Raw genomic sequence first — 12,476 nt, forward strand, 5'->3', positions numbered from 1 at the left:
CTATTCCTCACTAACATCTTTAATTCCCGGAAACTGCTTTTCCATGCAATCAATCAGGCTGCCGTAAGCATCCCTTACATCCTTTATCGTGATCAGCTCCGGCGTACGCTCGATCTCCTCGCTGGTATGAGCTTTCAGCACCCCGTCAAGCCCTTCATAATTGAACTTCAGTTCCTTATAGGTTTGGGCCAGCTTTTCCAGTACAACGCCGATCAACGGCTGGTATTGCTCCACGAATGCCACCTGCTTCCAGCTTGCTTGTCCCGCGTAAATTCCGGTTGGTCTACCCCATTTTACTACAAGCCGTTTGCGAATTATACTATATAGACCAATCAAATGCTGCCATTTGATATAAAAGGAGCGTCCATGTGATGAAGCAAATGTTTAAAAAAGCGTTACTTCCGGCTGCCATGCTCAGCCTGATGTTTGTTGTTCCGGCCGCAGCGCTGGACCCGGCCGGGGACACTGCGCAGACAGCGCCGGCGGCGCCCGCCGTATCCGCCCTGCCCGCCGCGCCGAGCGAGATGTCGTTTCAGATTCCGATGCACGATTATTGCAGCTCGGATAATCCGTTTGATTTTGGTTTCCAGCTGTCCAACGCGGCGGAGACGCCGGCCAATGTTACCGTTTATTTTTACGATAAAGACGGGGCTACCCTCAAGGACGCGGGCATTGCTTACAGCGGCATGGAATCCACCTTTGTTCCTGCGCAGCCTATCACTATGAAAGGGCATGCCACCGAGCTGTACCATATCAACTTCGGCAATAACAAAAAATGCGACGCGCGCATTTATTCAGGCAAAATCGTCGTCAACTCCGGTCAGGCTTCGCTGCTCGCCAAGGGTTGGGTCAGCCGGAGAATCGGCATAGAAACCAAACAGTTCGAGAATATTACCATTAACGACAATAAGTCGTTTGAATTGATTAAACAGCCCTAATCCTATTTATGTTAAATAAAACCGTCCGCTGTGCAGTAGTTGCATGTGCGGGCGGTTATTTGTTCATTTCCCTCAACTCATCAAGCAGCATAAGCCAAATCGCAGCATCACGAGTTTCTTGAATCGACTGTTCCTCATTATTGCCAAGCGTCATTTCGTAAGTACCGCCGTATTTTTTCATCATCCGGGAAATCTCATCAACAAGCGCATCTCGTTGTTCCTGCAAATCCAGTTCTACCGTTTCATGCTCCTGATTCTGAGTTTCATAGGTTGCAACCACTTCACGGACCGACATGACTTGTCCGGTTCTTAATGCAAACTGAATCGTTTCCGGAATTCGGTTATGCCGATTGTTCCCTTCTCTTTTAAATCCGAGAAAACGCCCTTCATCTATCCATTTATTGACGGCTTGCACAGAAACCCCGAAAGTTCGCGCCAACTCGCCGGTTGTATATACTTTGACAGGCTGGGCGTGGGTTACAACTTCTGCCATCATTTTAATCATTTCAGGCAGTTCCTTTTGAAAACCTATATTTTTGCGGGGGCTGGTCACAACAATGTAGTCATGAAGCATATTGCTGAATGCGCGATAAAATTCCGGATCGACTTGCTTAATCGTGTGTTTCAGTATTTGCTCGCTTTTTTCAACGACCAACTGCCGTTCCTTCTGTGTAGACATAAACATCACCTCCTACCTCCATCCTATCTGACTTCAACCAAAAATTTAACTAAAGTTAAACTAAAACTTCAACTCATTCTATGCGTGAGTATCTCCAACAAACACCCCGGTATTCATTTTGATACCAAAAAAGCGGCCTGGCTGGTCGAGTCCCTCCAGAGAAAGCGTCTAAAGAGTGACAATTCCATACCCTAATAGAGGCAGCCGCCCTTAAAAAGTAAGAGGCGGCTGCCTTCGGCAAGTTTATTTGATCAGCAAGTTTACTCTATCAACATGCCTACTTATCCCCCGGAACCGGTAAACCAAGTCCCTCCGCAATCCGTGTCCCGTATTCAGGATCCGCTTTGTAAAAGTGCCCTATCTGCCGGAGTTTGATGTCGTCCCGCTCGACGGGCCGCATGGCCCCTACGATCGTTTGCACCAGCCGTGTGCGCTCGTCTTCGCTTAACAAACGGTACAGGTCGCCGGCCTGCGTAAAGTGATCGTGGTGATCGTAAGCGACGCTATCGGCGTTGCCGGAAACCTCAAACGCCGCCGGTTTATCGGACGGCGATTCTTTTGGCCCGCCGAAGCTGTTTGGCTCATAATAGACGGAACCGCCGCCATTGTCGTCAAAACGCATTTGTCCGTCCCGCTGGTAATTGCTCACTTCATTTTGCGCACGGTTGATCGGCAGCGCCTGATGATTTGCTCCTACGCGATACCGGTGTGCGTCATGGTAAGCAAACAGCCGGCCCTGGAGCATTTTGTCCGGCGAAACGTCGATGCCCGGCACCAGCGTTCCCGGCGAGAAGGTGGCCTGCTCCACCTCGGCAAAATAATTTTCCGGATTGCGGTCCAGCACCATCCGCCCCACTTCAATCAGCGGATAATCTTTCTGCGACCACACTTTGGTTACGTCAAACGGATCAAACCGGTACGTATTCGCATCCTCCAGCGGCATAATCTGCACGTACAGCCGCCAAGACGGATAATCGCCCTGCGCGATCGCGTTAAACAAGTCTTCCGTATGATAATCGGCATTTTCTCCGGCAAGTTGCGCGGCGACATCGGCACTAAGGTTTTGGATGCCCTGCTCGGTTTTAAAATGATATTTGATCCATACGCCCTTACCTTCCGCATTAACCCATTTGAAGGTGTGGCTCCCGTACCCGTTCATGTGCCGGTACGTCGCCGGAATGCCGCGGTCGGACATGAGAATCGTCACCTGATGCAGCGATTCGGGCGATAACGACCAGAAGTCCCATACGGCGTTCGGATTTTTCAGATGTGTTTGCGGATGGCGCTTCTGTGTATGGATGAAGTCGGGAAACTTGATCGCATCCCGGATAAAAAATACCGGCGTGTTGTTTCCGACCAAATCGTAGTTTCCGTCCTCCGTGTAAAATTTCACGGCAAATCCGCGCGGATCGCGTACCGTATCGGCGGAGCCGCTTTCTCCGGCAACGGTTGAGAATCTGATGAATAACGGAGTTCGTTTACCTACTTCGGATAAAAATTTTGCTTTAGTGTACTGCGTAACATCGGCGGTCACTTCCAAATAACCGTGCGCTCCCGCGCCTTTGGCATGAACGACCCGTTCGGGCACACGCTCCCTGTTGAAATGGGCCAGTTTCTCCAACAGATGCACGTCTTGAATTAATGTGGGGCCGCGGGAGCCCGCCGTGACGGAGTTTTGGTTATCCCCTACCGGGGCTCCCCAACTGGTAGTCAGCTTGTTTTCCGTACCCATGAACCGGATTCACCTCTTTTGGCAAATTTCTGTTTCCTTCAGACCTGATTCCGTCCGTAAACGATAATAATTTTCAAGTGAAGCTTATTCTATTTGTATTCGGACAACGTGGCGTTCATTCTATCGCCGCGCACAAATTCCCCGGAAAATGGCAATCCCCGCACAAACAAACAGCATCTCGACTACAGGCCCCAAAAAGAGTTACAATAATACTAAACTTTAGTTCATTTAAGGAGAGGTTATGAAATACATCAGCACAAGGGGACAAGTCTCCCCCATAGGATTTATCGACGCGATTTTGATGGGACTGGCCGATGACGGCGGCTTGCTTGTTCCGCAGCACATTCCGCAAGTATCGGAAGCTACGCTGCAGAAGTGGCAGGAGCTTTCTTATCCGGAGCTTGCTTTGGAGATTTTCTCCTTATACGTAAACGATGAAATTCCGCGCGCGGATTTGAAAAAGCTGGTTGACGACAGTTACGCCACGTTCCGCGACGAAGCGGTAACGCCGGTGCGCAAGCTGGATGACAGCCGGTATATATTGGAGTTGTTCCACGGCCCGACCTTTGCTTTTAAAGACGTCGCATTGCAATTCCTGGGCAATCTGTATTCCTACGTTTCCGCCAAAACCAACTCGGTCATCCACATTCTCGGCGCAACTTCCGGCGACACCGGCGCTTCTGCGATTGAAGGCGTGCGCGGCAAGGAAGGCATCCGCATCTGCATCTTGCATCCGCATCAGAAGGTCAGCAAAGTGCAGGAATTGCAAATGACGACCATCAACGATGCCAACGTGCTTAACCTTGCGGTGGAAGGCACTTTTGACGATTGCCAGCGGATTATTAAAGATTTGTTCGCCGATGTCGATTTCAAAGTGAAATACCATCTGCGTGCGATCAATTCCATCAATATTGCCCGTATTCTCGCGCAAACCGTTTATTACTTCTACGCTTATTTCCAGCTGGCGAAGCAAGGACACAGCGGCAAAGTCAGCTTCAGCGTGCCGACAGGCAACTTCGGCGACATTTTTGCCGGTTATCTCGCGAAAAAAATGGGACTTTCCGTCGACAAGCTCGTTTTGGCTACCAACGAAAACAACATTTTGGCGCGTTTCGTAAGCGAAGGCGTCTACGAGCCGGGCGCTTTCCGCGGCACGCACAGCCCGTCCATGGATATTCAAGTGGCCAGCAACTTTGAGCGGTACTTGTTCTACTTGTACGGAGAGGACCCGCAAACCGTGACCCAACTTATGGCGCAGTTTAAGGCGGACTCCCGCATTGTCGTAACCGGCGACGCGCTGAAGCAGGTGCAGGCCGACTTTGCCGCCTACAGTGTAGGCAACGAGGAATGTTTGGACACCATTAGCGAATACTATCAAAAATACGGCTATCTGCTTGACCCGCATACCGCATGCGGTGCGGCGGCTTCCGACAAGCTGGCCGCTGAGGGCGAAACGGCGATCGTGCTTTCGACGGCGCATCCGGCGAAGTTCGACGAGGCGATTCGTCTGCGCAGCATCAGCCAAACGTATCCTGAGCAAATCCAGCAGTTGTTCGACAAACCGCAGTTTGTGACCGTAGTTGGCGGCACCAACGAGGAGATCAAGAACAGACTGGTTTCGTTTTTTTGATCGAATGTAAGCAAGCAGCAAACGATAACCCCCAGTTTCGTCCGAAGACGGCACTGGGGGCTTATTTTAATCGAACGCATGTGTGAAATTAATATCAATCCGAAATACCTCATACTGCAAAAGGACCTTAAACTCCACTTCAACATAGCAGTGGAATTAAGGTCCTTTACGTGTTAATCATGAGGTTCTCGCAAAATATTGGGGACAACCCCGATTTCGCTATCTCGATTATTTCGCAGTCAGCGTGAGGTTATTCGCCGCAACGGCCCAATCGCCTACTGGCTGAGCAATGTAAGTCACACCCGAAGCCAGCTTCGCGCCGTTTTGCAGTGCGAACGTGCCGTTCACGCCTTTGCGGGTTTGGATCGTGTACTGAGCCGTTAGCTCCGAACCGTCGGAACCGGTCAGCTTAACTTCACGCAGCACGAAAATCTCATCGCCAGGATCCTGCGTCAAAGTCACATTTAATGTCGCCGGATCCACCTGCGTTACGGATGCAATTTGCAGCGGCGCAGTTTCTTTGGCCACAAAAGTCGGATTTTTCACCGTCAGCCAATCCGAGCTCACCGTATATTTTGTGCCCGGCTGGAATTTCGCACCGCCCGGCAGCCGGAACTTCGGTTCCTGCCTGCCGTCGGTCGACTGGGTGAACGGCAGATATGCGGCTGTCATCGGTGCGCCGCCTTCCGGCGTAATTGTGACGCTGCGGCTGCGCAATGAAGAAATGATTTGGAACGGCTGGCCGTTATACATATTGTTCTCGTCCAAAATAAAGGCGTTTTTGCCGCGGCCCGGCGCATAAGCGGAAATCACGTAACCGTAGTCCGTCACTCCGTCCGTTTTCAGCACTTCGATCTCAAACGAGTCGTTGTCGACTTGTCTTGCCTCGTTCGTACGGATGATTTCGTCGTTGGAAGCCACCGTTACACTTTGGCGTCCTTTGTAGTTCAGTGTGTAGGTCGTTCCAGGCTTCTGCGTTTGCGTTGGCACGATATAAGTGGACATCGCTCCTGTTTTCAGCCGCGGCTGGTTGACGATCGCAAGACCGTTATCAAACACGAAATTTTTCATCGAAATATCGAGGCTTTCGTCATCCAAGGTCAGCGTCCGGTCAAAAACAACTTCCATCGTCACTTTATTCAGCGCGCGAATGCTAACGATTTGTGCCGCCTCGGAACGGATCGACTTCTCCGCGGTCAGCAGCAGCTGGCCGGTTTCGCCGCGGGTTGCAAGTTTATCGGCCGAATACGAGCCGGTCATCCACGATTGCACGGACAAAGCATCGCGTTCAAGCGCCTTGGCGATCACCTGGGTCAATTCCGCTTGAGTGACCGATTCATTAGGTTTAAACTGGCCTCCGTCAGCCGAAATGACACCAAGCCCAGCGGCCGTATTGGCATAACTTTGGAACCAATCCTGCGCACTCACATCTTGCAGCCCCGCGGTACCGCCCTTCTTGTTCTCCAGTTGAAGCGCCAGCACGACCATTTTCGCCAGCTCGGCACGGGTCACATTTTGCCCGGGCTTCATAACTCCATCGCCGTAACCTTGCAGCACGCCTTGCCCGACGAGCTTGTCAATCGAATCGGCATATACGCCATAATCGGCCTGTACCGCTGAGGTATTCCCTGCGGCCGATACATTCGCGTTCCCCGCTAGAGTTCCTGTCCCCACAGCCGCTACCACAGCAAAAGCAATAAATGCAGAAATACGTTTGTTCATCGTGTATGTTCCTCCCTGAATTAGATTCGCTGCTCTACAAATACTATGGTACAGGCTGAATCTAAACGGGCGAGAAACAAAACCTTAATAAATTCTAAACGGAATCGAAAATGTTTTTAAACCAGCACTTTTTCCCCATCTTCCGGTACAATCACCTGATGCTGCAAATGTTCTTCGGCTAATCTTTTGCGTAAATCCACTTTGGTTACCAGACAATGATTAATCGAATCCATATGAACGGCAACCATTTGGGTATACGGAGCATGTTTGCTCACAGCGACGACATCGTCGGCATCCATCGTAATCGGATCTCCGACGGTAAACCGCGCTCCTCCGGCGTTGACAATCGTTATATCCGGCCGGTGCGCATCCAGCGCCTCTAACACGTCGCTGCACCATATCGTATCCCCTGCGAGATATAACGTCGGCTCGCCTTCCTTTTTGAAAACAAATCCCGAAACTTGACCCATCTTCTCTCCGATTTCACCCGTACCGTGCTGTCCGTTCGTACGGATCAGCGTTACGCCTTTAAACTCCAGCTGCTTGTTAATCGAGGTCACGGAAGAAAAACCATCCAACGCCAGCGGTATCTCATCCCTCGGCTGGCATAACACCGGCGTCGCCTTGTCCAAAAGAGCCGCAGCCGCTTCATCCCAATGATCTTTGTGCAGATGCGTTACGATAACGGCATCCGGTTTCTGCAGCCGGACCGCATCAAAAGGCAGCGGAACAAGCGGATTTCTCCGATCGTTCGGAGAATTGATAATCGGCGGATTCGCCCCCTGATCGCTGAACATCGGATCGATCAAAAATTGCACTCCCCCATAATGAAGCCAAAGCGTAGCGTGACGAATCAATTGAAGTTCCACTATAATTCCACCCCTTATCCTTATTGTTGTCTCCTGGTACAATTATAGTAGCTGTCTCAAAGCCAATCTATAACATGGCGAAACAAATATCGGATATCCACTTTCACCGTGAAAGGAATTTTTCAAAGTTGAACCATCATATCATCGATGAAATTGATTTGAGCATTTTGCGGCATTTACTGAAGGACGCAACCTTGTCGCATAAAGAAATCGGGCGGATCGTCCATATGACCGGCCAGGCGGTAGGCGCACGCGTGCGCAAGCTGCAGGATAGCGGGGTTATTGAAGGGTATACATTGCGATGGAATCCTGAAAAAATCGGGATGAGCGTGCATGCTTTTATTACTGTTTTTTTAAAATCAAACACCGCCCACCCGTTATTCCAAACTTTCGTCAGTAACAACGAGCAGGTAGTTGAAGCGCACCGCGTAAGCGGCGAAGGCTGCTATTGGATACGCGTGAGGGTACAATCATCCCAGCAGTTGAACGGCTTTCTTGACGAACTGCTCCAATTCGGAAACTATAAAGTAAGTCTGTCGCTCGATCAGTTAAAATAACCGCTTTATACAGCAAAGAAAACAGCCCGCACAAACTGGAGGCCGCCGAAAAAGCAGCGCAGTGAGCGAAATCATACTGGAAAAGCGCCAGCGTTCGCCTTTGTCTCCGAATTTCACCCGCCTTAAGCGGGGATAATCCAAGAAGTTCGGGGACAATTGGCGATTGGAAGTATGATTCGCACATGCAGCATTCACTTTTTCAGCGGCCTCCACAAACTGCAGGCTGTCCTTATACCGTAAAGCGGTAACCCGCTCCCCATATGGTCTCGATAAATTGCGGGTTGGACGGATCCGCTTCGATCTTCTCCCGCAGGCGCCGCACATGAACGGTTACCGTTGCGATGTCGCCGGTCGATTCGAGCCCCCATATCCGTTCAAACAAATCTTCCTTGCTGAACACCCGGTTCGGATGCACCGCGAAAAATACGAGCAGGTCGAACTCCCTTGTCGTAAACGATACTTCTTTACCGTGAACATAAACACGGCGCGACGCCTTGTCAATCGTCAGCTCGCGAATGCGAATCTCGTCCGGCGCTGCCTTTTTGCCGCTGCCTACGAGGCGCTCATACCGCGTCAAATGCGCCTTCACCCGGGCTACCAGCTCGCTTGGGCTGAACGGCTTGGTCACAAAATCGTCGGCCCCGAGACCGAAGCCGCGAATTTTGTCGACCTCTTCTTTTTTGGCCGACACGATCAGAATCGGCACATCGCACATTTCGCGAATCCGCCTGCACAACTCAAAACCGTCGACGCCGGGCAGCTGCAAATCGAGAATGATCAGATTGTAGCCGCCATCCTGAGCACGCCGTAAGCCTTCCGTTCCGGTCACGCATATATCGGCCTGAAAACCGTGGAGCGCCAAATAATCCCGCTGCAGCTCCGCGATCTCCAGCTCGTCCTCCACGATGAGTATGTTTGTCGTCATGATTCGTCACCGCCACATTTTTTTAATGTAAAAAAGACGGAGACGCCTTCTCCCCATTCGCTTTCCGCCCATATGCCGCCGCCATGCCCCTCGACCAGCTGCCTGGCGATTGCCAGGCCAAGTCCGCTGCCGCTTTTGCCGCTTTCTCGCGATTCGGCCCGGTAAAATTTTTCGAAAATGTACGGAAGCTGCTCCGGCCGGATACCCGGACCGTTGTCGCGAATTTCGACCGTCGCTTTATCCGCATGTTCCGTCAGCTTTACCACGATACGTTTCTCCGGCTTGTCCATATATTTGACGCAATTGTCGATCAGGTTCAGCACAATCCGCCGCAGCTTCTCGCGGTCTGCCAACACTTGAATTTCGCGCCGCGGGAACTCCCCTGCGATGTGAACGCCTCTGAGTTCGAGATCGAACTGGAGATCCTGAATCACATCCTCCAGAAACCGGCTCGCTTCTACCGTCTCAAACGAATAAGGCAGCTTTTTCAAATCCAGCTTGGAGTATAAAAACAGCTCGTCCACAAGCCGGTCCAGCCCAACGACCTTGGTATGGATCGTGTTTAAATATTTGTCCATCTTCTCTTGGGTATCCGCCACCCCGTCTTGAATGCCTTCGACATATCCTTTAATCGTAGTGATCGGGGTCCGCAAATCGTGAGATATGCTGGACAACAGCTCTTTGCGGTTCTCCTCGTATTGCAGTTGAAGCTGAACAGAGTTCGTCAAACGCCGTCGCATATCTTCAAACGCCATGCAGAGCTGGCCGATTTCGTCATTACCTTGTGCCTTCACTTCAAACTGCAAATCGCCTTCCTTAATCCGTTCCGCGGAATGGCGCAGCCCGTTTAGCGGTTTGATAATCGAACGGGTAATAAATCTGAACAGCAGCACCCCGGTCAGCAGCAAAACAGCAAGCAGCACACCAATCAGGATGGGCAGCAGCTTGCGGATCATCTCGGCGAAAGGACTGCGTTCCCGCAAAACAAAGATGCTGCCGCGTTCTTTATCCGGGAACGTAAAGTCGTACTTAGCATAAGAAAAAAAACGGTTCCCGACGTTAAATGTATTGCGGATCGCGTTATTGCCCATCTCGTAATTGGGCAGCGCGGCTCCCAACTCCGGCGCATGCAGCGACGGAGAAATGAACAGCAGCTTCGACTCCTTGCGCAAATACAAGCCGGCCTGCACCATCCGCAGCTGGAAATCGTAATCCGCAAGCAGCTCATTGTTCATCAATTTGCCCGGATCTGTTTTGACAAGGGTCTTCAATTCGAGAAAGATCCGCTCCTCCGCTTCGGTCAACGGGTTCAGCTTGTAATGAGTTTTATAAAAATCGCTGAAGCTCCGCACGTCGCCCGTGATCGCCACAGTGATTAAATAGCCGGTCAGCGCAAAAAGCAGGACGGTGACGATTAGCGCGCCCGTAAACGAAAAAAGCAGTCTCAAACGTATGGACAGCGTAATCCCCCCTTGTCCTTTGCTGATTCCTATTATTTTCATATCCGAGATGAACTATGTCGATTTCTGTTATCGCGTTCCCGCTTTCTCCAATATACGCACGATCTCGTGAAATCCCCGATTTTTCGCATGGGTAAGCGGAGAAATGCCGTCTTTATCCGGGATGTTCACATCCGCTCCATATTCGACCAGCAGTTGTACGATTTGCTGATGTTCCTTGCCCCCGCGGCCAAGCACGACGGCTTCCATTAAGGCGGTCCAGCCCAAGTTGTTAATATGGTTTACGTTAACTTTCGATCTTTTCAGCAGTTCTTCGACGACCGCTACATGGCCCCGCTCCGAAGCTGGAATCAGCGCCGTGCCTCCGTAACGATTGGTCAGCGTCGGGTCCGCTCCGGCATCAATCATCAGTTTGACAATATCGAGTAGCCCTTCCGCCCCGGCATACAGCAGCGGATTATCCGAAATGCGGTCCCGCTGATTGATATCCGCCCCGGCTTCAATAAGCGCTTTCACCGTATCTGCACGGTTATTGCGCGCAGCCGCCATGATCGGCGTCCTGCCGTTTTCATCTTGAATATTGATCGCGGCTCCTTCGTTCAGCAAACGTTTTACGGCAGCGGTATCGCCGCTAGCCGCCGCTTCCAGCAGCTTTGTATTTTTATTCATCGTATCGTCCGTGTTAGCTTGCATAACGGTCACTTCTTTCGGTTCATATTGGCATCCCGTGACAGCTGAAAATAGTAGCAAAACGATGCCTGTCACATAAAAACAATCAAGAAACCGGAGCGTCCGCATACCGAATCGCCACTCCTTTTGTGTGCATATACGTTTATGCTACCATGAGATATACTATATGGATAATATTAGTTTCATTCGATTTGTATACGTATTGCGTATAGGAAAGGGGATTTCCTTACATGGATATACGGCAGCTCCGTTACTTTATCGCTATCGCCGAAGAACGGAAAATTACCGCCGCCGCCCGCAGGCTGCATATGGCTCAGCCGCCGCTCAGCCAGCAGCTCAGACTGATGGAGCAGGAGCTCGGCACGGCGCTGGTCGGACGTACGGGTAAATATTTGGAGCTGACCGAAGCCGGGCAGCTGCTTTATACACGAGCTGTCGCAATCGTTAAGCAGCTTGACGAAACCATCGAAGAGGTTAAGGAAACAGGCAGCGGACACAGTGGCAAGCTGCGGATCGGCGTGAACACGCTGTCTGACGACCGGCTTCCGCAGATGCTGAGCGTTTTTCGCCGGCAGTTTCCAAAAATCGTCTACGCCATCCGTCAAAACGAGTCCGGCCAGTTGTGCAAAATGCTGCGGGAACGGGCCATCGAGCTGGCTATTGTGCGCGTACCGATTGATTTGTCCGATTTCTCCTTCCTGCAGCTGCAGTCGGAGCCTTATTGTTTCGTGACAGCTGAAAAAGGCAATGTTTTTGCCGGTCGAACCGATATTGCGCTGACGGATATCCGCGACACACCGCTTATTTTACCCAGCATAGAAGGCATGGGCGTATACCGGCTTGTGCTCGACGCTTTCTCGCGCTCCGGTTTATATCCGAATCTGATCTGCGAATGTTCGGACATTACGACACTATTTGAACTGGTCGCCTCCGGCTTTGGTTCTACTGTCGTGCCGAAATCCGTGCTCCGGTTCCACAAAGCGCTTCCGCTGCAATCGTACGAACTCACGGATGCAAGTTTGTCCACCTCATCGGCGCTGATCTGGCTGAAAGACCATCATCTCTCGAAAGCTGCGCAAAACTTCGCCGCGCTTTGCGCGGATTGGGGTAACCGCCAAACTTCCGATTAACCCGCCCGTATTGTTTCCAAAACGCCAAAAACGGCTTTACATGAAGGAAACGGGGGACGATCGGCTGAACTGCCATGCGATATCCGATTTCGGAAATCGCCGCATTGCCGGTACATCGCCCGTCTGGCTCCATGTCAAACCGCA

12 protein-coding genes are annotated in these 12,476 nt (G+C 51.3%); 4 read left to right on the plus strand and 8 right to left on the minus strand.

Annotation, left to right across the window (positions count from 1 at the left end):
- A complete protein-coding gene (locus EYB31_RS06130; protein ID WP_131012399.1) occupies positions 1-234 on the minus strand; it encodes a hypothetical protein in 234 nt (77 codons plus the stop codon).
- Between the two features lie 137 nt (positions 235-371).
- On the opposite strand from EYB31_RS06130, the gene EYB31_RS06135 reads away from it, so the two are divergent.
- Positions 372-938, plus strand: coding sequence for a hypothetical protein (locus EYB31_RS06135; protein ID WP_165452251.1), 567 nt, complete (start codon positions 372-374; stop codon positions 936-938).
- A 55-nt stretch (positions 939-993) separates the two neighbouring features.
- Here the strand turns inward: EYB31_RS06135 and EYB31_RS06140 are convergent, their stop codons facing one another.
- Positions 994-1,617, minus strand: a complete 624-nt coding sequence (locus tag EYB31_RS06140; protein WP_131012401.1) for a helix-turn-helix domain-containing protein — start codon at positions 1,615-1,617, stop codon at positions 994-996.
- A gap of 277 nt (positions 1,618-1,894) precedes the next feature.
- Positions 1,895-3,349: a catalase KatA gene (gene katA / locus EYB31_RS06145; RefSeq protein ID WP_131012402.1), complete on the minus strand. Its 1,455-nt coding sequence runs from the start codon at positions 3,347-3,349 to the stop codon at positions 1,895-1,897.
- Positions 3,350-3,590: 241 nt separating this feature from the next.
- Between katA and thrC the strand changes: the two genes are divergently transcribed.
- On the plus strand, positions 3,591-4,979 hold the full coding sequence (gene thrC, locus EYB31_RS06150) for a threonine synthase (protein ID WP_131012403.1): 1,389 nt from the start codon (positions 3,591-3,593) through the stop codon (positions 4,977-4,979).
- 228 nt (positions 4,980-5,207) lie between these two features.
- Here the strand turns inward: thrC and EYB31_RS06155 are convergent, their stop codons facing one another.
- Positions 5,208-6,701: an S-layer homology domain-containing protein gene (locus EYB31_RS06155; protein WP_131012404.1), complete on the minus strand. Its 1,494-nt coding sequence runs from the start codon at positions 6,699-6,701 to the stop codon at positions 5,208-5,210.
- Positions 6,702-6,817: 116 nt separating this feature from the next.
- Positions 6,818-7,570 carry an MBL fold metallo-hydrolase gene (locus tag EYB31_RS06160; protein WP_131012405.1) on the minus strand — a complete coding sequence of 251 codons (753 nt, stop codon included), beginning with the start codon at positions 7,568-7,570 and terminating at the stop codon, positions 6,818-6,820.
- 128 nt (positions 7,571-7,698) lie between these two features.
- On the opposite strand from EYB31_RS06160, the gene EYB31_RS06165 reads away from it, so the two are divergent.
- The gene (locus EYB31_RS06165) at positions 7,699-8,127 is read left to right on the plus strand and encodes an Lrp/AsnC family transcriptional regulator (protein ID WP_240762114.1); all 429 of its coding nucleotides are present in this window, start codon (positions 7,699-7,701) and stop codon (positions 8,125-8,127) included.
- Positions 8,128-8,356: 229 nt separating this feature from the next.
- Here EYB31_RS06165 and EYB31_RS06170 read toward each other — a convergent pair whose 3' ends face one another.
- From EYB31_RS06170 to EYB31_RS06180, 3 genes are all read right to left on the minus strand, one after another.
- Positions 8,357-9,052: a response regulator transcription factor gene (locus EYB31_RS06170; protein ID WP_131012407.1), complete on the minus strand. Its 696-nt coding sequence runs from the start codon at positions 9,050-9,052 to the stop codon at positions 8,357-8,359.
- Complete coding sequence (locus EYB31_RS06175; protein WP_131012501.1) at positions 9,049-10,512, minus strand: sensor histidine kinase; 1,464 nt, start codon at positions 10,510-10,512, stop codon at positions 9,049-9,051. The genes EYB31_RS06170 and EYB31_RS06175 overlap by 4 nt, the downstream gene beginning before the upstream one ends.
- 69 nt (positions 10,513-10,581) lie before the next feature.
- Positions 10,582-11,205, minus strand: coding sequence for an ankyrin repeat domain-containing protein (locus EYB31_RS06180; protein WP_131012408.1), 624 nt, complete (start codon positions 11,203-11,205; stop codon positions 10,582-10,584).
- A 227-nt stretch (positions 11,206-11,432) separates the two neighbouring features.
- Here EYB31_RS06180 and EYB31_RS06185 point away from each other — a divergent pair, with 227 nt between their 5' ends.
- Positions 11,433-12,332: a LysR family transcriptional regulator gene (locus EYB31_RS06185; RefSeq protein ID WP_131012409.1), complete on the plus strand. Its 900-nt coding sequence runs from the start codon at positions 11,433-11,435 to the stop codon at positions 12,330-12,332.
- Positions 12,333-12,476: the final 144 nt, after the last annotated feature.

Source organism: Paenibacillus thalictri, assembly GCF_004307995.1.
Taxonomy (GTDB): Bacteria; Bacillota; Bacilli; order Paenibacillales; family NBRC-103111; genus Paenibacillus_AF; species Paenibacillus_AF thalictri.

Coding starts and splice junctions, on each gene's coding strand:
- EYB31_RS06135 (WP_165452251.1), top strand. CDS start 372: ATGAAGCAAATGTTTAAAAAAGCGTTACTTCCGGCTGCCATGCTCAGC.
- thrC (WP_131012403.1), top strand. CDS start 3,591: ATGAAATACATCAGCACAAGGGGACAAGTCTCCCCCATAGGATTTATC.
- EYB31_RS06155 (WP_131012404.1), bottom strand. CDS start 6,701: ATGAACAAACGTATTTCTGCATTTATTGCTTTTGCTGTGGTAGCGGCT.
- katA (WP_131012402.1), bottom strand. CDS start 3,349: ATGGGTACGGAAAACAAGCTGACTACCAGTTGGGGAGCCCCGGTAGGG.
- EYB31_RS06170 (WP_131012407.1), bottom strand. CDS start 9,052: ATGACGACAAACATACTCATCGTGGAGGACGAGCTGGAGATCGCGGAG.
- EYB31_RS06180 (WP_131012408.1), bottom strand. CDS start 11,205: ATGCAAGCTAACACGGACGATACGATGAATAAAAATACAAAGCTGCTG.
- EYB31_RS06140 (WP_131012401.1), bottom strand. CDS start 1,617: ATGTCTACACAGAAGGAACGGCAGTTGGTCGTTGAAAAAAGCGAGCAA.
- EYB31_RS06185 (WP_131012409.1), top strand. CDS start 11,433: ATGGATATACGGCAGCTCCGTTACTTTATCGCTATCGCCGAAGAACGG.